The following is a 25,689-nucleotide window of genomic DNA, read 5'->3' on the forward strand; positions in this document are numbered from 1 at the left end:
GGAGGCGTCGATGGCGAAGACCCTGCGCTCGGAGATCGACCTGCCGACCCTGCGCATCAGCGTCGACCTGGCCACCTCGGAGGCCGTGTTCGCGGCGGTCCGCGGACGGCGCCGGCCCACCGAGGTCGCGCGCTGCCCCCTCGCGGACCTCGGCCTGCCGCCGAGCGCCGTCGAGCACGTGCGGGACGCCGACCTGACCGTCCCCGTGACGGTCGTGACCCGGCTCTCGGCGGCCGCCGAGAACCTCGGTACGTCGCCGCTGCCCCCGCACAACGCCCTGTGGCTGGAGTTCCCCGTCCCGCGCGGCCTGGTGCACGTGCTGCCCTGGGAGCGGCTGCTCGCAGGGCTGGGCCGGCCCCTGTTCCGGCTGCCGTTCCACCCCGTGCGCCCGCAGAAGCCCGGGGTGCAGCTCGACGTCGCGATCTGCTCCAGCTCCCCCTTCCCGACGGTCCGGTTCGACCCGGCGCGCGTGGTCGCCGAGCTCGCCCACCAGTACCTCGACATCCCGGGCCGGCACGTCACGGTGCACCTGTTCACCGACGCCGACCGGTACGCAGCGACGTGCGACGCCGTCCACCCGCTGCTGGGCCGCGGCGACGTCGTCGTGCACGTGCCGGCGGAGCGGGACGCCGCGGCGCGGCGCACGATCGCCCGCCCCGGGGGCCCGCACGCGATCGCCAACCCGTGGCTGACCTGGATCCTGGACGCCGTCGAGGGCGGGCGGCTCGACATCGTGCACTTCGTGGCGCACGGGCACCTGTCCGACGGCCGCGGGGCGCTGGTGCTGGCCGGCTCGCCTGCGTCGAACGACGGGCCCGCGACGTTCGTCGAGGCCGTCGAGGTGATCGAGCTCCTCACGCGGGTCGGGGCCGTGGGCCTGGCGCTCTCCGACCCGCCCGGCAGCGACAGCGCGGCGGGGCTGCGCGACCTCGCCGACTACGTGGCCCAGTCCAGGCCGGGGGTCACGGCCGTGCACGACGTCGCGGCGGACCCGGGCGGCGAGCAGCTCGCCAGGAGCCTGCGCACGGCGCTGACGCCGTCCGGCCCACTCACGGCGCCGTTCCCGGCGATGACCGCCTGGGTGCACCCGCTCTTCGTCGAGGTCGTCCGCGACCCGGAGCCGGCCGGCGAGCCGCTGACCACGGACCTGCGCGAGCTCACCGACGGGCTCATGCTCCGCAAGGACGGGCGGTCCGCGTTCCTGCACGAGGCCACGCGCAAGGCCGCCGTCGAGGTCGACGGCGACTCGTGGGTCGCCTCGGCGTCGCGCAGCATCGAGCACCTGCAGATGAGCTGGCTCCCCTACACGGCCGACCTCCCGGTCGACCAAGCCGCCGTGGACGCGCTGAACCGCGTCTCGGCCCTGCTGGAGCGGCACGTCCACCTGGCGTACCCCGAGGAGCCCGAGCCCCCGGAGGGTAGTTCCCGATGAGCCGCGTCGTCTTCCAGCTCTCCGCCTTCGGCGAGGAGGGCGCGACCACGCCGCTGGTGCGGCTGGTCGAGCCCGTCGACGACCAGGCCCTCGACCGGACCTTCGACTGCCCCACGGGCAGCCCGGCCCGCGCCCAGGCCCTCGACGCCGACGTCAACGCCCGCGAGGGCGACCGGCTGTTCCAGGCGCTCGCCGCGCACGAGCAGCTCGGCGACCAGCTCGCCGTGGCGCTGCACAGCGCCGACCACAGGTTCCCCGTCTACGCGGAGATCCTGCCGCGCAGCGGGGCGGACGGCCTGCCGTGGGAGGCCCTCCGGTTCCCCGGCGACGGGCCCTACCTGGCGCTGGAGGACAAGTACGCGCTGGCCCGCGTGGTGCGCACGACGGCGCCGCCGGTGCCCCTGTACCAGCTCGAACCGCCGCTGCGGATCATGGCCCTGCTGTCGTGCCTGGGCCTGGGCGCCGCGGCCGAGCTGCGCGAGCTGCGGGCCGCCGCCCTGGAGGCCGGGCCGGGCATGGCCCGCCTCCTGGTCGTCGTCAGCGAGGAGGAGCTGGCCAGCGGCCTGCAGGCCGAGGTCGACGCCGGCACCGCCCCCGAGATCGCGGGCGTGCACCTGGTGCCGCCCGACCACCACGACCTGGTCCGGCTGGTCAACGAGTTCAAGCCCCACGTGCTGCACCTGTTCTGCCACGGCTCCGCCGAGCCCGTGCCGCACGTGCGGCTCGCCCTCAAGCAGGACTGGTCGGCGGCGGACCCCGGCATCGGCCTGGCCCTGGAGAAGGAGCAGTTCGCGAAGTTCGTCTGGGACACGGACGGCGGGCCCTGGCTCGTCGTCCTTAACTGCTGCGAGGGCGCCGCCTCGTCGGGGGACGGGGCGACGTCCCTCGCTCGCGACCTCGTCACCAAGGGCGTCGCGCCCGCCGCCGTCGGCATGCGCGAGCCGATCCGGAGCGCAGTGGCCAGCACGCTGACGCAGGGCCTGTACGGCGCCCTGCTGGGCGAGCTGACCACCCGGACCAAGGCGGGCGCGACGCTGTCGGCGCCCCTGGACTGGGCGGCCCTGACCGTGGCGGCCCGCAACCGGCTGGTCACGGAGCTCGGCGCGGGGCTGTCGCCGACGCAGGCGCGGAACCAGAGCCGCGAGTGGACCCTGCCGGCGCTCTACCTGCGCTGGGAGGAGTTCCAGCTCCAGCTCACGCCCGCGCGGAACGGCGGACCGCCGCGGGTCGACCCGGAGCAGGCCCGGACCTGGCGCCTGGAGGTCGCCGCGCTGCAGAGCCTGCTCGCCGCGCTGCCGCCCGGCCAGGGCGCCGCGTTCCGCGCCGGCGCCGTGGAACGGATCGCCGAGCTCGCCGGGCTGCTCGGCGTCACGCCGGAGGCCCTGGAGGAGTCGTCGTGACCGTCACGCCCGGTGCCGCCCCCGCCGTCGACCCCGGCTACGAGATCACCAGCGACGCGTGGTCGGGCACGGCCCCGGTCGCGGGGCGGTTCGCCGCGGACGTGCGGCCCTGGCTCACCCAGGAGTTCACGGTCGCCGAGCGCACGGCGCGGCCCGCCCCGGCCGACCCGTGGGACTGGCGGCACCCGGACGTCGGCTGGGGGCTCGTGGCTCGCGAGCCCGAGGGCGCCACCCGGGACGAGCTCCTGGCCATGGCCGACCTGCCCGCGGACATCCGGCGCCTGGTCGCGGCGCGCGACGGCCGGGTCTTCCGCTACCGCCCCGCGGGCGGCTACGCGCAGTGGACCCTCGTCGACCACGCGGGCGACGCCCAGCCGTTCGTCCCGGCCGCCCCGGCGGGGGCCGACGCCGGGGAGCTGCCGGCCTTCCTGCTCATCTACGGCAGCCCCGAGCAGGTCCCGTGGCGGGTGCAGTACATCCTCAACCCGGTGCGCCACGTGGGCCGGCTCGACCTGACGGGCAGCGCCCTGACGCGCTACGTCGACGCCCTGCTCGGCGAGTGGCGCGACTCGGCGGCCCAGTGGTCCAGGCCCGTCGTCTGGGCGGTGGACCACCGGATGGGCGAGATCACCACCCTCATGCGCGACGTCGTCGCGGAGCCGCTCAGCGGCGACCTGAGCGCGGACGCCGAGCTGACGCCCACGTTCGTGGACGGGCGGACCACGCCCGCCACGGTCGCCGCGCTGACCGCGGCGCTGACGAGCAGCCGGCCCGCCGTCGTCGTCACCACCAGCCACGGCCAGACCGGGCCGCTCGCCGACCCCGCGCGCCTGCGCGCGGACCTCGGCAAGCCGGTCGACCACGACCACGCGCCGCTCGACCCCGAGGCCCTGCTGGCCTCCTGGCAGCCCGACGGCGCGATCTGGTTCGCCCAGGCCTGCTGCTCCGCCGGGGCGGACAGCCCGTCGGCCTACGCCGGGCTGTTCGACGGCGACCTGGGCCGGACGTTCGACGGCGTCGCCGCGCTGGGCGCCCTCACCTCGCCGCTCCCCCGGGCCCTGCTCGGCGCCCGGAAACCGCTGCGCGCCTTCATCGGGCACGTCGAGCCCACCTTCAACTGGACGCTCAGCTTTCCGCCGAACGCGCAGCCGCTGACCGCGCAGCTGCGCGAGGCGCTCTACGCGCGGCTGTTCCTGGGCCGGCCGGTGGGGTACGCGATGGAGCCGTACTACCGGCCCATCGGAGCCCTGCTCCAGGGCTACCAGCTCGCCGAGAAGGAGTTCCAGACCGCCTTCGGGGCCAGGGCGAGACCCAGCCTCGACATGATGGTGTACAGCCGCGTGACGGCCCACGACCGCGCCAGCACGGTCATCCTGGGCGATCCCACGGTCGCGATCCCCCTGCCGTCGGCCGGCCGGGCAGAGCACGGTCCGGCAGAGCACGCTCAGGCCAGGAACTCCAGCCAGAGGGGGTAGTGGTCGCTCAGGCGCCACGAGACCTGGTTCCGGGTGAGGTCCCGCAGCGCGTGCGGGAGAAAGTCGAAGCTGCCGCCGTGCCCCGTGTAGGTGAGGCCCTCCAGGAGCGACGGGGCACCGGGCCGCGCGGGGTCGCTGAACCAGGCGATCTGGTCGTACTGGTGGTTGGTCCGGTCGTCGTCGAAGATCGTGCGCGGCACCGTGTTCAGCTCCGCGGGCGGCCAGAGCCCGGTCGAGGCGAACGCCGCGAAGAGCGGGTCGTCCAGCCGGTCGAGGTTGAAGTCGCCCAGGACGAGCAGGTTGTGGTTCCAGTCGTCGGGCCGGTCGGCCCAGCCCCGCATCCACGTGGCGAACGCAGTCAGCTCGCCGATCCGGTCGGCGGGCGCCTTGCCCCACAGCACGTGCACCGTCGTCAGGATGAACTCGGTCGCGCCGCGCACGAAGCCCGCGGCGTACGGGGTGCGGGCGAACTGGTCGACGTCGTTCCGCGCGTCCTTCGGCAGGACGAGCTCCCCGACCAGGCCGGAGGCCTGGACCCGCTCGGAGTCGTAGACGTAGGCGAGGCGCTCGCCGTTGCCGGGACCGCCCTCGGTGACGTCGGAGGCGATGACCTGGTAGCGCGGGCCCAGCAGGCTCAGGAGCGCGAACAGGGCCGTGGTGTCGCGCCGGGTCTCCTGGACCGCCGTCACGTCGAACCGTTCGACCACCTCGGCGATGCAGGCCAGCGCGTGCCAGTCGCGCTTGGGGCGGTCGTCCTGGGCGGACTGCCACTTGTGCGTGAGGTCGCCGAAGGCACGCAGGTTCCATGTGCCGACCAGCAGGTTCTTGGTCGTCTTGGCCGGGATCTGGGCCGCGAGCGCGGCGCGCACCCGGTCGACGTCGCCGGTGACCCCGCCGGGCACCGGCCCGGGCGGCGGGGCGATGGTCGTGGTCATGGCACATCACCTGCAGACGGAGAGATCGGGAGGTACCGATACCTGACAGGAGGGCGGCCGGCCGAGGGCTGATACCGCCGGACCCGGATGAAACAGGTGATATCACAGCTAAATTTCGATGCTTCCGCATCCAGGGCGAGACTGCTGCCAGCCGGTAGAGACCGGGCAACGTGTGCGCAGGGGGCAGGTTCACGTGACGTCCATCAGTGCTGTGCGGGTCGACCGGCAGGAGTGCCGGTCCACCCGCGCCGCGATCCCTGGTTACCTCGACCGACGCCTCGAACCGCGCAGCCTGCGCCGCTTCGAGACCCACATCGATCAGTGCCCCGGGTGCATCCGCGCGTTCATCGACGTGCGCCAGGTGGCCTGGGCACGGCGTAACGCGGACGCCCGGCGGCTCGGCCGGGTCAGCTGACGGGGTCCGCCGACGGGAGGTCAGCGGCGCGTCCCGCGCGCCCGGCGAGGTCGGCGAACGCGTCCCGCAGGGCCGGCGGGCCGACCACCTCGATCTCCGCGCCGAACCGCGCCAGCGCGGCGGCCAGCGCCGCCCAGGACCACGACCCGGTGCGCAGCCTGGTCCGGTCCGGGCCGAGCTCCTCGACGAGCCCGTCCCCGGCGAACGGCGCCACGCGCGCGACCGGCAGCGCGAGCACCACGTCGCCGATGCAGGGCCACGCGCCGGCGCCCGTGGATCCCTCGAGGTCCGTCGAGCCCCTGAAGCGGGCGGCCAGGAACGCGCCGACGTCGCCGCCCGGTACCTGGCGCGGGGTGAACCGCGGGCCGTTCGGCACCCGGGGCGTCATCCGGTCCACCCGGTAGGTGCGCCACTCCCCCGGCTCCGGGGCCCAGCCGACCAGGTACCAGCGCCGCGCGCGGACCACGAGGTGGTGCGGCTGCACCCGCCGCGGGGGCGTCCCCGCGTCGGGCCGGCCCGGGGACGCGTAGTCGAACCGCACCTCCTCGTGCGCCCGGAGGGCGGCGCCCAGGGCGAGCAGGACGTCGGTGTCGACCTGGTCGCCGTCCCCCGGACCGGCGGGCTCGGCCGCGGTCAGCTCCAGGGCGTCCACCCGCTGCCGCAGACGGGCGGGCAGCACCTGGCGCACCGTCGTCAGCGCCCGCGCGGCGGCCTCCTCGATGCCCGCGCCCGTCACCACCGCGAGCCGCAGCGCCACGGCGAGCGCCACCGCCTGCTCGTCGTCGAACAGCAGGGGCGGCAGCTCGCTGCCCGCCTCCAGGCGGTAGCCGCCGTCGGGCCCCCGGGCCGTCCGCACCGGGTAGCCGAGCTCCCGCAGGCGGTCGACGTCGCGTCGCACGGTGCGGTCGCTGACGCCGAGCCGGCGCGCGAGCTGCCCGGCCGGCCAGTCGCGGCGCACCTGGAGCAGCGACAACAGGGACAGGAGGCGGGCGGAGGTCATGGTCGAGGCGGCGGTGGGCATGTCCGCCACGATGACACGAGTACCGGACGATCCCTGTCCGGTACGGCTGGCAGGTTGGGGTTCGTCGCCGGGGACCTCCGGCCACGAACCCGTCGCGTGAGGACACAGCACCATGTCGATCAGCACCGTTGCCCACCTGAACTTCCACGGCCAGGCCCGCGCGGCCCTGGAGCTCTACCACTCCGTGTTCGGCGGGCAGATCCTCGTCACCACCTACGGCGACCTCGGGATGCCCGCCGGGCTGCCCGACGCCGGCAAGGTCGTGTTCGGCCAGGTCGTGTCCGACAACGGCTTCCGGGTCATGGCCTACGACGTCCCCGGCGACGCACCGGCCTCGGCGGCGGCGCCCACCACCCGCCGGGAGAACGGCACGACCATCACGTCGGAACCCTTCTTCCTCTCCGTGCGCGGCGAGAGCGTCGAGGAGGTGGCCGCCCTGTGGGCGGGGCTCGCGGTCGGCGCGACGATCGTCGAGCCCTACGCCCCGGCGCAGTGGGCGCCCGCCTTCGGCATGCTCACCGACCGCTTCGGCGTCACCTGGGTGCTCGACGTCGCGGCCGAGCACGCCCCGGCCTGACGCCGTCGCGCACCCCCGCTCCGGGCCGGCGCCCGGGCACAACCCGAGGCGCCGGTCCTCGCGACTCCATCGAGGGGGCTTCCAGGTGAACATCAGATGAACGATGAAGGAACAGTGCCTTGATATCAGCCAAAAACACGGATCACCCCAAGGTTCGCCTCGCAAAATCGAGGCCGTGACCGAAACGCTCCTGCTCGCGCTCGTCGTCGTGACCGCGCTCGCCTTCGACTTCACGAACGGATTCCACGACACGGGCAACGCGATGGCCACCTCCATCGCCACCCGTGCCCTCAAGCCCAAGACAGCCGTCGCGCTGTCCGCCGTCCTCAACCTCGTCGGCGCGTTTCTCTCGCTCGCCGTCGCCGCGACCATCGCGAAGGGCATCGTCGACGCCGGTGTCATCACCCTGCCCGTCGTGCTCGCCGGCCTGGTCGGCGGCATCGTCTGGAACCTGCTCACCTGGTTGCTCGGCATCCCGTCCAGCTCCTCGCACGCGCTCGTCGGCGGCATGGTCGGCGCCGTGCTGGCCGCCGTCGGCACCTCGGGCGTGCTGTGGACCGGAGTGGTGTCCAAGGTGCTGGTGCCGGCCCTGCTCGCCCCGCTCATCGCGATCGCCGTGGCCGGCCTCGGCACCTGGTGCGTCGCCAAGCTGACCCGCGGAGTGCCGCAGGACCTGACCAACCGGGGCTTCCGCTGGGGCCAGATCGGCTCCGCCTCGCTCGTCTCCCTGGCGCACGGCACCAACGACGCACAGAAGTCGATGGGCATCATCCTGCTCGCCCTCATCGCGGGCGGCGCCGTGCCCGCCGACTCGAACGTGCCGCTCTGGGTGATCCTGAGCTGCGCGGTCGCCATGGCGCTCGGCACCTACCTGGGTGGCTGGCGGGTCATCCGCACGCTCGGCAAGGGGCTCGTCGAGATCGACACCCGGCAGGGCATGGCCGCCGAGACGTCGTCGGCCGCCGTCATCCTGCTCTCCAGCCACTTCGGCTTCTCGCTGTCCACGACGCACGTCGCCACCGGCTCGGTGCTCGGCTCCGGCGTCGGCATGCCGGGCGCGAAGGTGCGCTGGAGCGTGGCGGGGCGGATGTTCGTCGCCTGGGGCCTCACCCTTCCGGCGGCCGGCCTGGTCGGCGCGCTGTGCCAGTGGCTGGAGTCCGCCATCGGCGGCACGTTCGGCGTCGTCGCCGTCTTCGCCGTGCTGGTGATCTCGTCCGCGGCCATCTGGCTCGTGTCGCGCCGCAAGCCGGTGGACCACACCAACGTGAACGAGGAGTGGGACGAGGACAAGGGCGCCGGCATCGAGCCCGTCGCCGCCACGACGGGCCAGGCGGGCGGCGAGCGCGTCGGCCCCGTGCCCGCCCTCGCGACGGCGTCGTCCGTCGGCCCGGCCATCGAGTCCGTGGGGACGGTGGGCGCCCCGGGTGCCGACGCCCCGTCGAAGGGAGACAACTGATGAGCGACTTCATCGAGTGGGGCGCGCTGAGCCAGGTCCTCGTGGCCGGCGTGCTCGTCGGCGCGGGCATCCCCGCGCTGTTCGCGCTGGGGCTCCGCCTGCTGGCGGGCCCGGCCCGGGACCGCGGGGACGCGGTGCCGGGGGCCGGTGAGGCGGCGGGACGCCGCACCTCGGACGACGGCGCCGTCGCCGTCGCGATCCCGCGCCCCGGCCCCGCGCGCCTGGCCGGAGCGGCCCTGTGCCTGGGCCTCGTCGTCGCGGCGGTCGCCACGGGCCTGTTCGTCGTGGTCTCCGGCGGGCACTAGCGACCCCCGCTACGGTGCGCGGCGGATGTGCGACGGCGGCCGGGCCGGCGTTCGCGGCGGGAACTCCCGGACCAAGATGCCGTGCGCGAGCCCGAGGCTGCGCCGGAGGTGGTCGGTCCACTCCGCCGCGGGGGCTCGCCGGGCCGACCAGAGGGCGTGCCGCATGATGCTCCCGGCGAGCGCCGAGGTCATGTGGGCGCGTTCGGCGATCTCGGTCGTGGTCAGGCGCGGGTCCCGGCGCAGGCGGCGCTCGACGGTGTCGAGCTGCCACGAGCCGGGCGCCTCGGACCGGTCCAGCTCCCGTGCCCGGAGCTCCGGGTTGCCGTCGATCAGCTCGAACCTGCGCCGGAAGAGCTCCAGGTTGCCCACGGCGTCCAGCGCACCGGTCACCAGGAGGGTGAGCAGGTCGCCGAGCAGCGGCCCGTCGGCGTCGACGAACGCCTGGATCGCCTGGGGCGTGGGGCGGGGCGAGCGCCCCAGGATGGCGGCGTCCTTGCTGCCGAAGTAGTTGAAGAACGTGCTCTGCGCGACGCCCGCGGCGGCGCAGATCTGCGCGACGGTCACGGAGTCGTAGCCGTTCCGCAGGCACAGGTCGATGGCGATCTCCTCGACCCGTGCCCGGGCCGCGGCGCGCTTGCGTTCCCGTAGCCCGGGCACCCTGTGCTCGGTCATCCGTTCCCGGCGGCCGGGCCGTCGACCGCAGCGGCACCGGCGTCGTCCGTGGCCACGAGCTCGGCCCGCACGGTCTCGGCGTCGGCGTCGATCGTCGCCTGGTCGACGGCGTCCGTGGCCGGGACGCGGGCGGCGACCTCGTCGACGAGCTGAGCGGCCCTGCCGCTGTCGATCCACTCGGCCGTCAGGTCGCTGACGGCCCGGTCGATCATGGCGACGAAGGTGGTGTTCTCCTCGAACCGGGTCACCAGGGCGTTCTCGCCCATCATGCCCCCGCCCATACCGCCGCCGCCCCGGCCCCCGCTTTCGCCCCCGGGCTCGAAACCCTCGGGCGGCTCGAAGCCCTCCGGCAGCTCCATGCCCTCCGGGGGCTCCATGTCCTCGGACGGCTCGGGCATCCCGCCTCCACCGGCCCCCTCGGCGGCCTCGCTGCCGGGGCCTGCGGCACCGCCACCGGGCATCGACATGCCGCCCAGCGCGAGGTTGAGGTCCCACGACACGACGCTGATCAGCTTCGTGTCGAGGTCGTAGTAGAGGTAGGCGTTCCGGCCGGGGCCGGACATCGTGTCGAAGTTGCCGAGCACGTCCTGGGTGCCCAGGTACGTCGCGAACGACTCGACGTCCAGCCACTGGTCCAGGTCGCGGGCGAACTCCTCGTCGGAGGCGTCGTCGAGCCACTCGAGGAACGAGACGAGCGGCTGCAGGTCCTGGCTGCCGTTGAGGTTGACCTGCTTGAAGTCGTCCGTGTACTCGGTCTGGTCGCCACCCTGATAGGTGAACGAGCTCGTGGACAGCAGCTTGTAGAGCACCCCGTCGCCGTCGAGCTCAGCGGCGTACTGCGGGTCCGGGTTCTCGACGACGAGGCGGGTCGTCGTCGGACGGTCGTTCACGGCGTAGGTCGCGAACGAGTAGTCCTGCGTGGGCTGGCCCGACTGCTCCGTGAGCTCCAGCGCGACGGCCTCGTTGAGCGACGGCGTGCTCGCCGCGCTCGCCGGGCGGATCGAGAGCTCGGTCATGCCCTGGTAGGCCCGGCCGGGCTGGTTCTCGTCGAAGCTGACGAGCAGGGGCAGGTTCTCCGGCTCCTCCGTGGTCAGCGACGCGCCCATGCCGGCGAAGCCGACGGCCTCCCCCGCGCCGCCCGGCATCGGGCCGCCCTCCGGCATCTGCCCGCCACCAGGCATCTCCGGCATCTCGCCACCACCCCCGCCGATCCCGCCCGGAGCGCGCTCGCCCTGGGTCTCGGACCTCTCGCGGTCGTCGACCAGCGACGACAGCGTGGAGTTGCCCTTGAGCCGCACGGCCACAGAGTCGATCGTGGTGCCGTCGACCGTCAGGTCGGCCGTCATCCACTCCTTCTCCCCCTCGGCGAAGTACGTGTCGAGCATCCGGTCGTAGTCGTCCTGGGAGTAGGACAGCGAGATCTCGTGATCGACGGAGTCGTCGAACAGGTCGACCGTGCCCTCGATGTCCTGGGTGATGCGCTCCTCGTCGGTGACGGCGGCCGAGCTCGTCGAGTACGGCCGGACCGTCACGTCGCCGAAGACGGTCAGGGCGACCACGATCCCTGCCAAGCCGGCGGTCAGTGGGATCCAGTGCTGGCGCAGCCGCACCGGAAGGCGTTTGCGCAGGTCTGCAAGGCTCATGGTCGCCCTCCTCACATGTCGGACTGGTCGTAGCCGGTCAGGACCGTGACCTTCTGCCCGGAGTTGATCTCGCCGAGCGCCCCGATGATCTCGGCCGTGGTGACCCCCGGCTTGAGGCGCACCGAGTAGAACAGCTCGGTCAGCGCCCCGCCGCGCACGGTCTCCACGCTGACGAGCTCGAACTCACGCGTCATGCGGACCAGCACGTCTGCGACGTCCTGCTGGTACCGGGACTCCGGCGGCACCTGGACCTTGACCACCTGACGCTGGATGTCGAGCCTGAACCAGTCGAACCGCTGCATGAGGAAGACGACCAGCAGGATGACCACGGTCGCAGCGGCCGCCAGCAGGTAGAACCGGGTGCCGACCGCCATGCCGATCGCCATCACCAGGAAGATGAACCCGACGTCGCGGGTCTCCTTGATCGCGTTGCGGAACCGGATCACCGACAACGCGCCGACGAGGGCAAAGGCCCGGGCGATGTTCGAGCCGACCACGAGCATGATGACGGCGACGACCATGCCGATGATGACGAGCGTCTGGACGTAGGACTGGCTGTAGGAGATGTTGCGGTGCGTCCGCTTGTACACCCAGCCGATGGCGGCGGACAGGACGAACGACAGCACCAGCGTCATCGTCACGTCGAAGACGGAGAAGGTTCCGCTGAGGTCTTGGAGATTCATCGGGCGAGAACACTCTTTCGGGTAGCGGCGGCGTCGACGCCGTCGGGGTGGATCGGTCCCGCGGTCGCGGTGCCGGGTGCGCCGGCCGACTCGTCGCGCAGGATCGCGTCGACCTCGTCGGGGGCGTGCATCGTCGAGCGGGGCGCGAGTCCGAACGCCTGCACGCTCTGGCAGTACTTGGAGATCCGGACGACGTCGAGGCTCATCCGGGCCGTCAGGTCGGTGACCCATCCGGGCACCCGCTCGTTCGCCTTGACCTCCAGCACCGAGAGGCGCGGCGGCAGCGTCAGCCGGTTGACGCTCTCGGAGGAGAGGTGGAAGTCGCGGTCCCGGCCGCGCAGCCGGTGGTCGAGCGTGACGCGCAGGCCCAGGTCCGCCTCTCGCCCCACCCATGCCTCGCGGTGGTAGCCGGTCGTCACGGTGGGGCGCAGGTCGAGCTCGCCCACGAGGGTGGACACCTCGTCCAGGAAGGCCCGCTCGCGGTTGCTGATCTCGCCGGTGGGCTCGTAGCCCTCGGGCGAGCACAGCGCCAGGGCGTCGCGGTACGGCAGCGACACCCGCCGCTTCTGGGTGACCCGGTTGACGCGCTGCTTGATCTCCACGAACACGTCCGACTCGGGCGTCAGGTCGTCGGCCGTGCCGTAGTGCCGCACGCGCAGCTTGCGCCGGAACTTCAGACCCTCGATCTTCTCCCAGTAGAACTTCAGGTGCGCCGTGTCGTAGTAGACGCTCGTGATCGGGTAGCCCGCGTCGCCCGAGTAGGCGTCCGCGTCCATGTGCCGCACCAGCTCGGCGCGGAGCTCGTCCGCCTGGTCCTGCGGCACGAGATACTTGATCTCGAACCGGTTGAAGGCGTGCAGCCGGCTCGCGGTGGCCGTGCGTGCGGAGCTCGCGGCGTGCGCGTTCGGCTCCTCGCCTGTTGACCGATCGCCTGGCGTCGGTCTCGGACGTGGGTCGACTGCGCGTCGGGACAGGGGTCGCACGGGCCAGCTCCTCTTGTCGGCAGCCCGGCGCCGAGATGAACGGCACCTGGCCAGCAGATGAACACCGAGAAACCGACCCTGCCGGGTGAATCTTTGTGTCTGCTGGAAACGTGGAGGCGAACGTGGATCGACTCCACGTTCGCGGGCGGTCCGGCCCGGCACATAGCCAACGCACAGGTTCGGCCCAGGAACACCCCGGGATCGGGGCGCACCCTGGTGCGATGAGCTCCGCACCCGCCGGTTCCCCCGACCAGCCCCGTCCGACCCGCGCGGACGGGTCGCCCGTCCGGGTCCTCGTGGTCGACGACGAGCCCAACCTCGCCGAGCTCCTCACGTCCGCCCTGCGCCTGGAGGGGATGGACGTCACCGCCGCCCTGGACGGCGCCTCGGCGCTCCGCGCGGTCCGCGAGTCCGTCCCGGACATCGTGGTGCTCGACATCATGCTCCCGGACATGGACGGGCTCACGGTGCTGAGCCGGCTGCGCGAGCACGGCGAGCGCGTCCCGGTCCTGTTCCTCACGGCGCGCGACGCTGTCGAGGACCGGGTCAAGGGCCTGACCGCGGGCGGCGACGACTACGTGACCAAGCCGTTCAGCCTGGAGGAGGTGGTCGCCCGGCTGCGCGGGCTGCTGCGGCGGCAGGGCGCGACGGCGCAGAACGGGAACGGCGTGCTGGCCGTGGGCGACCTGGCGCTCGACGAGGACGCGCACGAGGTGTGGCGGGCGGGCGAGGAGATCCACCTGACGGCCACGGAGTTCGAGCTGCTGCGCTACCTCATGCGCAACGCGCGGCGCGTGCTGTCCAAGGCGCAGATCCTCGACCGGGTCTGGAACTACGACTTCGGCGGGCAGGCGAACATCGTCGAGCTGTACGTGTCCTACCTGCGCCGCAAGATCGACAAGGGGCGCGAGCCCATGATCCACACGCTGCGCGGCGTCGGGTACGTGCTGCGGCCCGGCAAGGTCAGGGACGAGGCCCGTGCCTGACGTCGTCGCGCCCACCGACCGCGCCCCCTCGACCCGCCGGCCCACCGCGCTGCGGCGGCGGCTCGTGCTCGTGCTCGCCGCCGTCGTCCTCGTGGTCACGGCGGGCCTGGCCGTGGCGTCGACGGCGGTGCTGCGCTCCCAGCTCCTGAACCAGGTGGACAGCGAGCTGGAGCAGGCGAGCCAGCGGCTCACACAGGGTCCCGTGCAGATCCGGTTCCGCGACGCCGCTCCCGGCGACGACGCCTCCGGCACCCAGCCGGGCCAGGAGATCCCCGCCCTGCCGATGCCGGCGCCGGGCGAGGCCTCCGACACCACCCGGCCCGCGTTCCCGCCGGGCCTGGGCCCCGGCAGCGCCGTCGTGCGCTACGTGGACGGCGAGCCGGTGCTCGCCGACCACGTGACGACCTCGCTGGAGCGCGAGGCCCTCGACGACGACCAGGTCGCCGAGCTCCTGGACGTCCCGGCCGACGGGCGCCCGCACGACGTCCGGCTGGACGGCCTCGGCGCCTTCCGTGCGGTGCACGTCACCACGGACGACGACGAGCCACTGGTCGTGGCGACCAGCACCGCGACCGTGGACGCGACCGTGCACGGCTACGTGCTCGTCGAGGTGGCGCTCGGTGTGGCGGCGCTGCTGGCCGCCGTCGGCGTCGGCGCCTGGCTGGTGCGCCGCTCCCTGCGGCCGCTCGACGGCGTGGCGGACGCCGCGAGCCGCGTCTCCGAGCTCGAGCTCTCCCGCGGCGCGATCGACGCCATCCCCCGCGTGCCCGCGACCCTCACGGACGAGCGGACCGAGGTCGGGCAGGTGGGCGCCGCCCTGAACCGCATGCTCGAGAACGTCGAGGTGTCGCTCCAGGCCCGGCACGACTCGGAGACCCAGGTGCGCAGCTTCGTGGCGGACGCGAGCCACGAGCTGCGCACGCCTCTGGCGTCGATCCGCGGGTACGCCGAGCTCGTGCACCGCGCCCCCGAGGAGCTCCCGCCCACCGCGGCGCGGTCCCTGGACCGCATCGAGTCCGAGGCCGTGCGCATGACGGGTCTGGTCGAGGACCTGCTGCTCCTGGCCCGGCTCGACGCCGGACGCGGGCTCGACCGCGCGCCCGTCGACCTGGTCGCGCTCGCCGTCGACGGCGTCATGGACGCCCACGCGGCCAGCCCCGGCCACGCCTGGAAGCTGGAGCTGCCGAGCGGGGCGGACGACGACGCGCACGCCGGCGGTGACCGGGCGGACGAGCTGGTCGTCACCGGGGACGAGGCCAGCCTGCGCCAGGTCGTGGCGAACCTGCTCGCCAACGCGCGCACCCACACGCCGGCGGGCACGCAGGTGCGTGTGCGGCTCCTGCGCGAGGGCGACGCCGTCGTCCTGCACGTCACCGACGACGGACCCGGCATCCCCGCCGGGCTGCGTCCCTCGCTCTTCCACCGGTTCACGCGCGGCGACGTGGCGCGCAACCGCAACGGCGGGTCGACCGGCCTCGGCCTCTCGATCGCGGACGCCATCGTGACCGAGCACGGCGGGAGCATCGCCGTCCGCTCCCGCACGGCGGACGAGGGCCCCGCGACCGGGACCACGTTCACCGTGCGGCTGCCGCACCGGATGCGCTAGCGGGCAGACCCTACGGGCGTGCGGCGGAGCTGCCGGCCTGGTCCGTCCGGTCGGTCAGGATCTGGCGCGTGAGCTGGTCCACGAGCTGCGTGACCTCCGGCTCGTCGCCGCCGGGCCACTGCTCGACGTACCGCTGCAACCGGACCCGCTCCGCCTCCCGGATCGCCTCCGCGACGACGTCGCCCGCGGGCAGCGCCCGGACCGTGTCGCCGTCCACGGCCACCAGCCCGCGGGTCGCGAGGGTGTCCGCGACGCCGCGCACCACGTCCTCGGGGCGGCCCGTGTGCTCGGCCATGAGGCGCACCGACCGGGTGCGCTTGAGCGAGGCGCGGGTGAGCATCCACGCCTGGCCGGGCGTCAGGCCGACGTCCTGCGCCACGAGGTCGTAGACCCGCAGGGGGTCCCGTTTGCCCACGCGGCGCCACAGGATCATGCGCAGCTCCTCGAGCGACGTGCGCGACGACGGGAGCGCGAAGGTGGCGCCGGTCGCGTGACCCACCTCGTCGTCGCCGCCCCGCGTGGCGGTGCGCAGCTCGACCTCGGGCAGGAGCCACGTCAGGAGGAACGCGAGCACGGCGACCGGCACCGCCCCCAGGAAGACGACGTGCAGCGCGCCCGTGTAGGCGTCGAGGAACCAGGTCTGCACGTCGGGCGGGCACTGCGCGAGCGCCTGCGTGGACGCCGTCAGCGCCTCGGGCCCGCAGGTGCCCTGGGCGGCGTCCGGCACGGACGTCGCCGCCTCGGCCGCGAGCCGGTTCGCGAAGATGGTGCCGAACACCGCGACGCCCACCGACGAGCCGATGGTGCGGAAGTACGTGGTGCCCGACGTCGCGGTGCCCAGGTCGCGGTAGCTCACGGCGTTCTGCACCGCGATGACGAGCACCTGGGTGACCATCCCGAGCCCGGCGCCGAACACGAACATGCTCAGGCCCGCCTGGAGCGTGGTGGTGCCCTGGTCCATGAGGGAGAGCAGGTAGAGCCCCACGGCGGTGACCGCGGTGCCGACGATCGGGTAGACCTTGTAGCGCCCGGTGCGGGAGATGAGCTGTCCCGAGCCGATGGACGTGATGAGCAGGCCGAGCATCATCGGCGTCATCTCCAGGCCGGACTCGGTGGGCGTGGAGCCCTTGACCGTCTGCAGGTAGAGCGGAATGAAGGTGATGGCGCCGAACATCGCGAAGCCGACGGCGAAGCCGATGACCGCGGAGACGGAGAAGACCCGGTTGCGGAAGAGGTGCAGCGGCAGCACCGGCTCGGGGGCGCGCCGCTCGACCGCGACGAACGCGACCAGCCCGAGGACCGCGAGCGCGATCATGGCCCAGACGGGCGCGGAGCTCCAGCCCCAGGTGGTGCCGCCCAGGCTGGTGACCAGCACGACCGCCGTCGAGATCGTGGCGAGCAGGATGATGCCGGCGTAGTCGATGCGGGGCCTGGTGTCGGTGGTGATGCGGGGCAGCACGGAGGCGACGACGACCAGCGCGATGATCCCGACCGGGATGTTGACGTAGAAGACCCAGCGCCAGTCGAGGTTGTCGACGAAGAACCCGCCGAGCAGCGGGCCGGCGACGGAGGAGACGCCGAAGACCGCGCCGAACAGCCCCTGGTACCGGCCGCGGTCCCGGGGCGGCACGACGTCGCCGATGATCGCCTGGGAGAGCACCATGAGCCCGCCGCCGCCCACGCCCTGCACGGCGCGCCAGGCGATGAGCTGGCCCATCGTCTGCGACGTGCCGGACAGGATCGACCCGACCAGGAAGATCAGGATGCAGGCGATGAACAGGGTCTTGCGCCCGAACAGGTCGCCGAGCTTGCCCCAGAGCACGGTGGTCGCGGTGCTGGCCAGCATGTAGGACGTCACGACCCAGGACAGGTGCTCGGCGCCGCCGAGGTCGGAGACGATCGTGGGCAGCGCGGTGGCGACGATGGTCTGGTCCAGGGCGGCGAGCAGCAGCGCGAGCATGAGCCCCGCGAAGATGGCCCAGACCCTGGCCTGCGGCAGCAGTGCCTGCGGCTCCGCCTCTGCGCTCGGTGCGGTCATGCGGTGCCTCCCGGGTCCGGTGGACGGCGAGGCCTGCGCGCCCGTGCGTGTGCCCCGGAGGCAGACTGTCACGGCCCGCGCGGGTCGGCGCGGGGAGGGCGTCGGCGGTGCGGCGTCCCTCCCCGCGCCGGGACCGGTCAGTCCTGGAGGGCGGACCGGAGCGTGGCGGACGCCTGGGCGACGGCGGCCTTCGCGGCGTGCGTGTCGTGCAGGGCGTTGAGCATGACGAAGTCGTGGATGACCCCGCCGTACCGGACGCTGGTCACGTCCACGCCGGCCCGGCGGAGCTTGGCCGCGTAGGCCTCGCCCTCGTCACGCAGCACGTCGGCCTCCGCGGTGATGACCAGCGCGGGCGGCAGCCCGGCGAGCTGCTCCTCGGTGGCCCGCAGCGGGGAGACGGTGATCAGGTCCCGCTCCTGCGGGTCGGTCGTGTACTGGTCCCAGAACCAGCGCATGCCCTCCAGCGTGAGGAAGTAGCCGGTGGCGAACTCGTGGTAGGAGGCGGTGTCGAACGCGGCGTCGGTCACCGGGTAGAACAGCACCTGCTGCCGGAAGGTGACGTCGCCGCGCTCCTTGGCGAGCAGGGTGAGGGCGGCGGACATGTTGCCGCCCACGGAGTCGCCGGCCACGGCCAGGCGACCGCCGTCCAGTCCCTGGTCCGCGCCCTCCTTGGTGACCCACCGCGCGACGGCGTAGGCCTGCTCGACGGCGACGGGGTACCGCACCTCGGGCGACCGGTCGTACTCGGGGAAGACGACGGCGGCCTGCGCGCCGATCGCGAGGTCGCGCACGAGGCGGTCGTGCGTGTGCGCGTCGCCGAACACCCATCCGGCGCCGTGCACGTAGAGCACCACGGGTAGGGGGCCCCGGGCGCCGGCGGGCCTGACGATCCGGACCGGCACCGTGCCGGTGGGCCCGCCCTCGACGGTGACCCAGACGTCGTCGACCTCGGGCTTGAAGATCTCGCTCGACTGCACGTCGTCGACGGCCTTGCGGCCGTCCGCGGGCGCGAGCTGGTACAGGTACGGCGGGTTGTCGGTGGCCTCGGCGAACGCCTGGGCGGCGGGTTCCAGGGCCAGGCCGTGGGGGTTTGCGGTCATGACGGTTCCTTCGTTCCGGGGGGGGTGCTGGGTGTGCTGGGGCGTGCCGGGGTGCGCGGCGGGCCGGCGTGCGCGGCGGGCCGGCGTGCGCGGCGGGCCGCGCGGCGCCGGTCAGGCCGTCTGCCCCGCGGCCCGGGCGATGAGCCCGGCCACCTCGGCGGGGTGGGTGAGCATCACCAGGTGCGGCGCGTCGAGCTCGACGCTCTCCCGCACCCCGGCGCGCTCGTAGCCGAAGCGCTCGACGTCGGGGTTGATGGTGTGGTCCGCGGCCGCGACGATCCCCCAGGACGGCTTGGTCCGCCAGGCGGCGACCGGCGCCGGCTCCCCGAAGGCCACGGCGGACAGCGGGCGCTGCGAGACGGCGAGCACCGTCGCGACGTCGTCCGGCACGCCGGCGGCGAAGACCGCGGGGAACGCGTCGACGGCCACGGACACGTCGGTGCCCGGCTCGGCGCCGTCGACCGGGTACGGCGTGTAGACCAGGTGGGCCGCCAGGTCGGAGTCGGGGAAGCCGCCCTGCAGCTCGCCCAGGCTCTCGCCCTCGGCGAGCGCGTAGCCGGCCACGAAGACCAGGCCGACGACGTTCTCGGCCGCGCCCGCGACCGTGATCACCGCGCCGCCGTAGGAGTGGCCCGCGAGCAGCACGGGGCCGTCGATCGCCTCGACGACGGACCGCACGTACGCGGCGTCGCCCGTCAGCGAGCGGTTCAGCACGGGCGGGACGACGACCCGGAAGCCCTGGTCGAGCAGCGCGCGCGTGACCGGGGTCCAGCTTCCGGCGTCGGCGAACGCGCCGTGCACCAGCACGATGGTGGGAGTGGATGACATGGGGTTCCTTTCCGCGGGACGACCGCGGGAGCACGGCCGTCACGATGAGACACTTCGATCCAAGGCCGTCACCGGTGACTGCGTCCACGAAGGAAGCACGCAGGAATGGGGAGAGATGACCGAGGCGCTGGGTCCGCTGCTCCGCCGGTTCCGGCACGAGGCCGACCTGACGCTCGAACGGCTCGCGGAGCTCTCCGGGGTGAGCGACCGCACGATCAGCGACATCGAGCGCGGCGCCAGCCAGGGTCCGCAGCGGCGCACGGTGGACCTCGTGGCGGACGGCCTGGGCCTAGCGCCTGCCGACCGCGCGGCGCTCCTCGCAGCGGCCCGGGCGGGCCGGCACCGGCCCCCGTCCGGCGTCGTCGCCCCGCTGCCGCTCCCCCGCGCCGTCGCCGACCTCGTCGGCCGGGACGCCGAGCTGTCCGCGATCGGGGCGCACGTGGCGTCGGGCGCCGACGGCGCGCCGTCGCCGCTCGTGGTGCTCTCCGGGCCCGCGGTGCTCGGCAAGACGTCGCTCGCGGTGCGCGCCGCGGGCGACGTCCGCGACCGGTTCGACGCCGTGCGGTTCATCGACCTGGGCGGGTTCGGCGGGCGCCCGCTCGACCCGCTCGTGGTGCTGCGCCGCCTGATCCAGGCCTGCGAGCCCGCCGTGCGCTCCGTGCCGCCCGGCCTGGACGACGCCGCCGCGCTCTGGCGCTCCCTCCTCGGCGACCGCCGGGTCCTGGTGGTCCTCGACGACGCCGCCGGGGAGGAGCAGGTGCGCCCGGTCCTGCCCGCCACCGGGCCCTCCGCGGTGATCGTCACGGCCCGCCGTCCGCTGGCCGGGCTGGACGCGTCCCTGCGCGTCGAGCTCGACCGGCTCGCGCACGACGACGCCGTGACGCTCCTGCGCCGCATCATCCCCGCCGCGCAGGCGCCCGAGGCCGACCTGCACCGGCTCGCCGACCTCTGCGACGGATGCCCGCTGGCCCTGCGCATCGCCGGCAACCGTGTGGCGAGCCACCGCGCCTGGACCGCGGGCCGGCTCGCGGACCGGCTGGCGTCCGAGGACCACCGCCTCGACGGGTTCCGCGCGGGCGACCTCGAGCTGCGCAAGGCGTTCGCGATGTCCTACGACCAGCTCTCCGACGCCGCGCGGACGCTGTTCCGGCGCCTCGGCGTCCTGACCGGGCCCACGTTCACCGCCGAGCTCGGCGCCGTCCTGGTCGGCTCCGGCCGGCACGCGGCCGTGGACCTGCTCGACGAGCTCGTGGACCTCGGCCTGCTGGAGGCCGCCACCCACGACCGCTACCACCTGCACGACCTGCTGCGGATCTTCGCGCGCGACCGGCTCCGCCAGGACGAGGGCCCGCACGCGCAGGCTGGGCACGCGGAACGTCTGCGGCACTGGATCCTGGCGACCACCGTCGACGCCGGTCTCTGGTTCGAGCCCGCCCACGGGCGCGGCCCGGACCAGCCCGGGCTGGCCGACCTGTCCACCCGCGAGGCCGCCGGCGCCTGGCTGCACGACGAGGCGGACCACTGGTTCCACGCGCTGCGCGCCGCGGCGGCCGACAAGGACGACGCCCTGGTGGTGCGCGTGGCAGAGTCGCTGCACTGGTTCTCCGACCTGTGGGCGCAGTGGGGCCAGTGGCACGAGGTCTATGCCCTGGCCGTCCAGGGGGCGGAACGCCTCGCCGACGACGACCTGCTGGCCACCCAGCTCGGGTACCTGAGCTGGGCCGAGCTCTACACGCGGGACGACCCGGCCCGCGGCCTGGAGCGCGCGCACCGCGCCCGGGACGTCGCGCGGCGCGCGGGCAACCGCGCCCAGGAGGGCTGGGCCCTGTACTACACGGGCTGGTGCGAGCTGCTGCTCGGCTTCCCCGGCGACGTCGTGCGCGACGCCGAGGACGCCCGCCGGTGCTTCGCCGACGCCGACGACGCGGCCGGCCTGCTCCAGACGCACCGCATGCTCGCCGAGGCGTTCACGCTGCTCGGGCGGCGCGCCGACGCCATCGGCGCCGACCGGGCCGCGATCGACCTGCTGGAGCGGCAGCCGGACCGGTTCCCCCGGGACATCGCGCTGACCACCCGGGTCGCCGCGGCGTCCGCGATCGTCAAGAACCTCGTCGAGCTCGGCGACGGCGCGGGCGCGCTCGCGACCGCGGACGCCGCCGCGCCCGCCGTCGACGAGCTCGACGTGCCCGCCCACCGCGCCATGTACCTGCGCGTGCGGGCCCTGGCGCTCGCCGCGACGGGGCGGAGGGCCGAGGCGGCAGCCGCGCTGGGACGGGTCGTGGAGATCCGCGAGGCACTGGGCGACCGTCGGCGGGCCGACGCGGCCCGGGAGCAGCTCGCCGGGCTCAGCTGATCCGCACCGCCGCTCCTCCATCCGGGACATGGCGTCGAGGGCGGCGTCCGCCACCGGGAGCAGGTGCACGTCCGCCCAGCTCCCGCTGGTCGAGCCCGGCCGCGCGGGCGGCGCTTGACCCTACCCTCAGGGGAGGGTCGACGGTGTTGCGCAGGAGGTGAGACCCCATGACCTACACGATCACCCGCGTCTCCCGGCTGTCGGGAGTGACGCTCAAGACGCTGTACCACTACGACCGGATCGGGCTGCTCGTCCCCGCACGGGACGAGCGCAACGACTACCGGTCCTACTCGGACGACGACCTCGAGCGACTCCAGCAGATCCTGTTCTTCCGGGAGCTGGACATGCCGCTGGACGCGATCGCGGAGGCTCTGTCGGGTCGCGTCTCCCGGCTCGAGTGCCTGCTGGGCCAGCGCGCCATGCTCCGGTCACGTGGAGCACGGCTCGCCCAGGTGCTGGCGACGCTCGAGCAGGCCATCGCACACGAGAGAAAGGGAGAACCCATGGCTGCCGACAGCATGTTCACCGGCCTGGACCAGGCCGGCTGGCAGGACGCCCTCGACGAGCAGAACGCCCACCTGCGGGACGCCTACGGCGTCGAGCTCGACACGGCCGGCCTCGACGCCGACCGGATGAACGCGGCCGCCGCCGAGGCCACCGCGTTCATGACGACCATGGCCGACGCGCTGCGCGCCGGGCTGCGCGCCGACGACCCGACGGTAGTGAGCGCGATCGAGCGGCACCTCGCGGCGCTGAACGCCACGCACCCGACGGACCCTGCCGGATTCGCCGGCCAGGCGCGCTTCTTCGTCACGGACGACTTCCACCGGCAGATGCTCGAACAGCAGCAGACCGGACTGGCCTACTACCTGCTGCACGCCGCGGAGGCGTTCCGCGACGCGGCCTGAGGTGGGGCCGGACCGGGTACCGCGCCAGGCGGCGGAGTGGATACCGGACGTCGGAGGCGGTGCCGGTGCCGAGGCGGACTCAGTGCCGACACCTGGGCCCGACTCCGGATCAACCCGCCGCTCAGAACGGAGGCACCCCCGACCGGGGCGGGTCGGTGGCAGCTGCCGCCGGCTCGGCCGTGATGTAGGCACGGGGCAACCGGCGTCCGGTGAGGGCACGCACCGTCAGGTCGCTGCTGGTGCCCGGGTCGACCTGGTCCAGGTCGACCCGGGTGTCCAGGACCGTCGGCGGCCGGGCGTGCGTGCTGCCCGCGGGCGTGGTCCAGGTGGTGATCCCGGTGACCGGGTCACGTTCGACGCCCCAGCCGGCATGGGTCTTGAGCAGGTGGTGTCGGCGGCAGAGTGCGTGCAGGTTCCACGCGTTCGTCTGTCCGGGCTGGTTCTTCCCCGCAGCCCCGGCCCGCTCTCTCCACTCGTGGTCGAAGGGGTCGATGTGGTCCAGGTCGCACGTTGTCGCCGGGGTGTCGCACCCGATGAACGTGCAGGTCCCGTCCCTAGCCTCCACCGCCGCCCGGAGCACCTTGCCTGGCGTGTACGCCTGGGACGAGTAGTCGACCAGCACTCCCGTCACCGGGTCCGTCACCAGGCGCCGCCAGGTGGCGTCCTCCGCGAGAAGTCGCGCCGTCTCGGCCGGGATCGGTCCGAACCCGTCGAGCTCACCCGGGGCGTCGTCCAGGCCCAGGAGGGTGCTCGCCGGGACGGTGACCCGGACGACCGGCCGGGTCGGCGTCACCCGCACGACCGTCTCCTGCACGACGGGCGCCCGTCCACCACACGGGCAGACGAAACCGTCGGCGGCACTTGTACTCGTATTCGTGCTCGTGTTGGCCGTGCCGGTCGGCTTGCCCGTCCTCATAGCGGTCGTGGTGCTGCCGTCGGTTGCCGCCTCGTCGCCAGACGGGCTCCCTGAGGTCGTCGTGCTCACCGGTTCTACGATCCCCGTGCTCCCCTCGGCCTGGATGCCGGGCGCGAACCGGTCTCCCGGCAACAGCCGACCCGTCACGATGCCGGTCAGGCAGTCCGCACGGAGCTGACCCAGGGTGCGCTCCTCACCAGCGGTGTACCGGAGCTGGTGCGCCATGTCGTCCACGACACCCCAGACAGCCGCCGCGTCCACCGCAGGCAGGTACGCCGACAGCCACCCCATGTCGTTCTCCGCCCGGTCCAGCTGCACGTTGCGGTCCAGGGCCGCGGCCCTGGCCGTCTCCTCGGCGCCGTGCCGGGCCTTCGCGAACGCCAGAAGCTTGTTCCGCAGCCACCGCCACGTCCGGTACGGGGCCTGCGGCAGGTACCGGGCGATCGCCTCGGCACGCTCAGCCACCGTGAGCCGCGTAGCGGACCGCAACAGGGTGTGCGCCTTACGCACATCGATCCGACCCTGAACCAACGCCGCAATCACCGTCGGATGCTCCGCACCCGACTCCGCCCGCACCACCACCTCGGACCCCTCGGCCTGTGTCACCACCAGCTCAGCCGTCACCTGCCCGACCAGCGATTCATGAGCCAACGGACTCGTCTCCCGCGCGGCCCGCTCCCCCACGACACGCGCCTGCACACCGGCCGCCCACGACTGCAGCCGCACGCACGCGGCCACCAGGTCCGCGAGGGCGTCGTCGGACAGCGCGCCGAGCCGGGCCGAACCGGCCTCTGCGGCAGCGGAACCGGCAGCGGACTCGGCGGGCGGTCCACCGGCGAGTTCGGCGCCTGTGCCACCGCATGGTGTGGCACCCAGCCCGGTGTACTCGGCGACCACGTGCGCCAGCTCGGCGCCCGGCGGTCCGGCCAGAGCCTCCCGCAACACCTCGACCGGCCACACCGCCACGGGGCCGTGAGACAACGCCACGTCGGGCGCCCTGTCGAACCAGTCCGGCCCCGCAGGGACGTCCGGGGCGCGCTTAGGTTCACACTCGCCGAACAGCGCGTCACCCTCGGCGAACAATGCTGCGAGCCACGCGTCGTCAGGCATGCTGCCGTCCGCGAGATCGTCCGCACGCACGACGGGCGCCGTGGTCACGGCGTCATCGACCTGCCACGCCGCAGGGCGGCTCCGCACGGCCCTCCCACCGGGCCTGCGAGCGACCCACGTCGCACGTGCCCCACCGGCGACCGACACCTTGTCCATGCCGCCACCCCCTCCCACCATAACGTCCAACCATCGCGAGCATTCGACCCAACACTTGTACGACCATAGGCCCAGCCACTGACACCCGCTCGTTGTTCTGCCCGCCGCGTAAACGAGGCCGGTCGACAAGTGCGACGTCGTCACGACCATGCCCTCACAGCGACGGAAGGCCGTCCAGGCCCCGGCGGGCGTCACGGCTGCGGCAGAAGGCGCGCAGCGGCACGATGCCGTACCGCCGGCAGGGTCCGACACGGCGAAGCCCTTTGTGGTTCCATCTCCATCACCATCACGAAGCTAGCCAGTCAGCCAGCCGGCGAACACGCTCACCGGCCCTCACCGGCGCAGCCCCCAGGAGGCCTCGTTGGAAACCCGCCCGCAGATCGTGTGCCTGTGCGGCTCGACCCGGTTCGCTCAGGAGTTCCGCGCGGTGAACCGTGACCTCACGCTCGCCGGGACGATCGTCGTCGCGCCCGGTGTGTTCGAGCACGCCGGCGACCGGATCACCGACGAGCAGAAGGCTGCGCTGGACGCACTGCACCTCGCGAAGATCGACCTCGCCGACCGCGTCCTGGTGGTCAACCCGGGCGGGTACGTCGGAGAGTCCACGCGACGCGAGATCCGCTATGCACACCAGACCGGGAAGCCGGTGGAGTACACCCACGCACCCGACTCCGCCGTCGCCCCCTGACCA

The 25,689-nt window shown here is 73.7% G+C and carries 22 protein-coding genes; 12 read left to right on the forward strand and 10 right to left on the reverse strand.

Annotation, left to right across the window (positions count from 1 at the left end; all coding sequences use genetic code 11):
- Positions 1-10 precede the first annotated feature (10 nt).
- From QRN56_RS07595 to QRN56_RS07605, 3 genes are read left to right on the forward strand one after another with little or no spacing between them, the layout of a single operon-like run.
- Complete coding sequence (locus tag QRN56_RS07595; protein ID WP_285102201.1) at positions 11-1,432, forward strand: hypothetical protein; 1,422 nt, start codon at positions 11-13, stop codon at positions 1,430-1,432.
- A complete protein-coding gene (locus tag QRN56_RS07600) occupies positions 1,429-2,832 on the forward strand; it encodes a CHAT domain-containing protein (RefSeq protein ID WP_285102202.1) in 1,404 nt (467 codons plus the stop codon). The genes QRN56_RS07595 and QRN56_RS07600 overlap by 4 nt, the downstream gene beginning before the upstream one ends.
- Positions 2,829-4,307, forward strand: a complete 1,479-nt coding sequence (locus QRN56_RS07605) for a hypothetical protein (RefSeq protein ID WP_285102203.1) — start codon at positions 2,829-2,831, stop codon at positions 4,305-4,307. The genes QRN56_RS07600 and QRN56_RS07605 overlap by 4 nt, the downstream gene beginning before the upstream one ends.
- On the opposite strand, the gene QRN56_RS07610 is transcribed toward QRN56_RS07605, so the two are convergent.
- Positions 4,277-5,242: an endonuclease/exonuclease/phosphatase family protein gene (locus QRN56_RS07610; protein ID WP_285102204.1), complete on the reverse strand. Its 966-nt coding sequence runs from the start codon at positions 5,240-5,242 to the stop codon at positions 4,277-4,279. The two genes, QRN56_RS07605 and QRN56_RS07610, sit on opposite strands and share 31 nt — an antisense overlap.
- Positions 5,243-5,435: 193 nt before the next feature.
- Here QRN56_RS07610 and QRN56_RS07615 point away from each other — a divergent pair, with 193 nt between their 5' ends.
- The gene (locus QRN56_RS07615; RefSeq protein ID WP_285102205.1) at positions 5,436-5,657 is read left to right on the forward strand and encodes a zf-HC2 domain-containing protein; all 222 of its coding nucleotides are present in this window, start codon (positions 5,436-5,438) and stop codon (positions 5,655-5,657) included.
- Here QRN56_RS07615 and QRN56_RS07620 read toward each other — a convergent pair.
- Positions 5,650-6,678 carry a helix-turn-helix transcriptional regulator gene (locus tag QRN56_RS07620; RefSeq protein WP_285102206.1) on the reverse strand — a complete coding sequence of 343 codons (1,029 nt, stop codon included), beginning with the start codon at positions 6,676-6,678 and terminating at the stop codon, positions 5,650-5,652. The two genes, QRN56_RS07615 and QRN56_RS07620, sit on opposite strands and share 8 nt — an antisense overlap.
- Positions 6,679-6,790: 112 nt before the next feature.
- Between QRN56_RS07620 and QRN56_RS07625 the strand changes: the two genes are divergently transcribed.
- The 3 genes from QRN56_RS07625 to QRN56_RS07635 all read left to right on the forward strand — a co-directional run bounded on the left by QRN56_RS07625 (position 6,791) and on the right by QRN56_RS07635 (position 9,016).
- Entirely contained in the window at positions 6,791-7,255 is a 465-nt protein-coding gene (locus tag QRN56_RS07625) for a VOC family protein (RefSeq protein ID WP_285102207.1), read from the forward strand.
- Between the two features lie 175 nt (positions 7,256-7,430).
- A complete protein-coding gene (locus tag QRN56_RS07630; protein WP_285102208.1) occupies positions 7,431-8,711 on the forward strand; it encodes an inorganic phosphate transporter in 1,281 nt (426 codons plus the stop codon).
- Positions 8,711-9,016 carry a hypothetical protein gene (locus tag QRN56_RS07635; RefSeq protein ID WP_285102209.1) on the forward strand — a complete coding sequence of 102 codons (306 nt, stop codon included), beginning with the start codon at positions 8,711-8,713 and terminating at the stop codon, positions 9,014-9,016. Before QRN56_RS07630 ends, QRN56_RS07635 begins: the two co-directional genes overlap by 1 nt.
- A 9-nt stretch (positions 9,017-9,025) precedes the next feature.
- Here the strand turns inward: QRN56_RS07635 and QRN56_RS07640 are convergent, their stop codons facing one another.
- The 4 genes from QRN56_RS07640 to QRN56_RS07655 are packed head-to-tail and all read right to left on the reverse strand — an operon-like array spanning position 9,026 to position 13,231.
- On the reverse strand, positions 9,026-9,688 hold the full coding sequence (locus QRN56_RS07640) for a TetR/AcrR family transcriptional regulator (RefSeq protein ID WP_285102210.1): 663 nt from the start codon (positions 9,686-9,688) through the stop codon (positions 9,026-9,028).
- Positions 9,685-11,331 (reverse strand): CotH kinase family protein, encoded by a 1,647-nt coding sequence (locus tag QRN56_RS07645; RefSeq protein WP_285102211.1) that lies wholly within the window; start codon positions 11,329-11,331, stop codon positions 9,685-9,687. Before QRN56_RS07645 ends, QRN56_RS07640 begins: the two co-directional genes overlap by 4 nt.
- An 11-nt stretch (positions 11,332-11,342) precedes the next feature.
- Positions 11,343-12,014 carry a DUF4956 domain-containing protein gene (locus QRN56_RS07650; RefSeq protein ID WP_285102212.1) on the reverse strand — a complete coding sequence of 224 codons (672 nt, stop codon included), beginning with the start codon at positions 12,012-12,014 and terminating at the stop codon, positions 11,343-11,345.
- Positions 12,011-13,231 carry a polyphosphate polymerase domain-containing protein gene (locus QRN56_RS07655; protein ID WP_350224559.1) on the reverse strand — a complete coding sequence of 407 codons (1,221 nt, stop codon included), beginning with the start codon at positions 13,229-13,231 and terminating at the stop codon, positions 12,011-12,013. The genes QRN56_RS07650 and QRN56_RS07655 overlap by 4 nt, the downstream gene beginning before the upstream one ends.
- Here QRN56_RS07655 and QRN56_RS07660 point away from each other — a divergent pair.
- On the forward strand, positions 13,219-13,983 hold the full coding sequence (locus tag QRN56_RS07660) for a response regulator transcription factor (RefSeq protein WP_285102214.1): 765 nt from the start codon (positions 13,219-13,221) through the stop codon (positions 13,981-13,983). The genes QRN56_RS07655 and QRN56_RS07660 overlap by 13 nt on opposite strands.
- On the forward strand, positions 13,976-15,589 hold the full coding sequence (locus QRN56_RS07665; RefSeq protein ID WP_285102215.1) for a sensor histidine kinase: 1,614 nt from the start codon (positions 13,976-13,978) through the stop codon (positions 15,587-15,589). The genes QRN56_RS07660 and QRN56_RS07665 overlap by 8 nt, the downstream gene beginning before the upstream one ends.
- Positions 15,590-15,599: 10 nt before the next feature.
- Here QRN56_RS07665 and QRN56_RS07670 read toward each other — a convergent pair whose 3' ends face one another.
- From QRN56_RS07670 to QRN56_RS07680, 3 genes are all read right to left on the reverse strand, one after another.
- Entirely contained in the window at positions 15,600-17,627 is a 2,028-nt protein-coding gene (locus tag QRN56_RS07670) for an MDR family MFS transporter (RefSeq protein WP_285102216.1), read from the reverse strand.
- 137 nt (positions 17,628-17,764) lie between these two features.
- Positions 17,765-18,727 carry an alpha/beta hydrolase gene (locus tag QRN56_RS07675; protein WP_285102217.1) on the reverse strand — a complete coding sequence of 321 codons (963 nt, stop codon included), beginning with the start codon at positions 18,725-18,727 and terminating at the stop codon, positions 17,765-17,767.
- Positions 18,728-18,838: 111 nt separating this feature from the next.
- Complete coding sequence (locus QRN56_RS07680; RefSeq protein ID WP_285102218.1) at positions 18,839-19,555, reverse strand: alpha/beta fold hydrolase; 717 nt, start codon at positions 19,553-19,555, stop codon at positions 18,839-18,841.
- A 115-nt stretch (positions 19,556-19,670) separates the two neighbouring features.
- Between QRN56_RS07680 and QRN56_RS07685 the strand changes: the two genes are divergently transcribed.
- Both QRN56_RS07685 and QRN56_RS07690 read left to right on the forward strand, forming a co-directional pair.
- Positions 19,671-21,908, forward strand: a complete 2,238-nt coding sequence (locus QRN56_RS07685; protein ID WP_285102219.1) for an ATP-binding protein — start codon at positions 19,671-19,673, stop codon at positions 21,906-21,908.
- A gap of 167 nt (positions 21,909-22,075) precedes the next feature.
- Entirely contained in the window at positions 22,076-22,816 is a 741-nt protein-coding gene (locus tag QRN56_RS07690; RefSeq protein WP_285102220.1) for a MerR family transcriptional regulator, read from the forward strand.
- Between the two features lie 121 nt (positions 22,817-22,937).
- On the opposite strand, the gene QRN56_RS07695 is transcribed toward QRN56_RS07690, so the two are convergent.
- Positions 22,938-24,890, reverse strand: coding sequence for an HNH endonuclease signature motif containing protein (locus QRN56_RS07695; RefSeq protein ID WP_502928762.1), 1,953 nt, complete (start codon positions 24,888-24,890; stop codon positions 22,938-22,940).
- Between the two features lie 469 nt (positions 24,891-25,359).
- Between QRN56_RS07695 and QRN56_RS07700 the strand changes: the two genes are divergently transcribed.
- Complete coding sequence (locus QRN56_RS07700; RefSeq protein WP_285102221.1) at positions 25,360-25,686, forward strand: hypothetical protein; 327 nt, start codon at positions 25,360-25,362, stop codon at positions 25,684-25,686.
- The last annotated feature ends 3 nt before the right edge of the window (positions 25,687-25,689 follow it).

The sequence above is a fragment of the Promicromonospora sp. MEB111 genome, from assembly GCF_030209445.1.
GTDB lineage: Bacteria > Actinomycetota > Actinomycetes > Actinomycetales > Cellulomonadaceae > Promicromonospora.

Coding starts and splice junctions, on each gene's coding strand:
- QRN56_RS07595 (WP_285102201.1), top strand. CDS start 11: ATGGCGAAGACCCTGCGCTCGGAGATCGACCTGCCGACCCTGCGCATC.
- QRN56_RS07600 (WP_285102202.1), top strand. CDS start 1,429: ATGAGCCGCGTCGTCTTCCAGCTCTCCGCCTTCGGCGAGGAGGGCGCG.
- QRN56_RS07610 (WP_285102204.1), bottom strand. CDS start 5,242: ATGACCACGACCATCGCCCCGCCGCCCGGGCCGGTGCCCGGCGGGGTC.
- QRN56_RS07620 (WP_285102206.1), bottom strand. CDS start 6,678: ATGCCCACCGCCGCCTCGACCATGACCTCCGCCCGCCTCCTGTCCCTG.
- QRN56_RS07625 (WP_285102207.1), top strand. CDS start 6,791: ATGTCGATCAGCACCGTTGCCCACCTGAACTTCCACGGCCAGGCCCGC.
- QRN56_RS07635 (WP_285102209.1), top strand. CDS start 8,711: ATGAGCGACTTCATCGAGTGGGGCGCGCTGAGCCAGGTCCTCGTGGCC.
- QRN56_RS07640 (WP_285102210.1), bottom strand. CDS start 9,688: ATGACCGAGCACAGGGTGCCCGGGCTACGGGAACGCAAGCGCGCCGCG.
- QRN56_RS07645 (WP_285102211.1), bottom strand. CDS start 11,331: ATGAGCCTTGCAGACCTGCGCAAACGCCTTCCGGTGCGGCTGCGCCAG.
- QRN56_RS07650 (WP_285102212.1), bottom strand. CDS start 12,014: ATGAATCTCCAAGACCTCAGCGGAACCTTCTCCGTCTTCGACGTGACG.
- QRN56_RS07660 (WP_285102214.1), top strand. CDS start 13,219: ATGAGCTCCGCACCCGCCGGTTCCCCCGACCAGCCCCGTCCGACCCGC.
- QRN56_RS07670 (WP_285102216.1), bottom strand. CDS start 17,627: ATGACCGCACCGAGCGCAGAGGCGGAGCCGCAGGCACTGCTGCCGCAG.
- QRN56_RS07675 (WP_285102217.1), bottom strand. CDS start 18,727: ATGACCGCAAACCCCCACGGCCTGGCCCTGGAACCCGCCGCCCAGGCG.
- QRN56_RS07680 (WP_285102218.1), bottom strand. CDS start 19,555: ATGTCATCCACTCCCACCATCGTGCTGGTGCACGGCGCGTTCGCCGAC.
- QRN56_RS07685 (WP_285102219.1), top strand. CDS start 19,671: ATGACCGAGGCGCTGGGTCCGCTGCTCCGCCGGTTCCGGCACGAGGCC.
- QRN56_RS07690 (WP_285102220.1), top strand. CDS start 22,076: ATGACCTACACGATCACCCGCGTCTCCCGGCTGTCGGGAGTGACGCTC.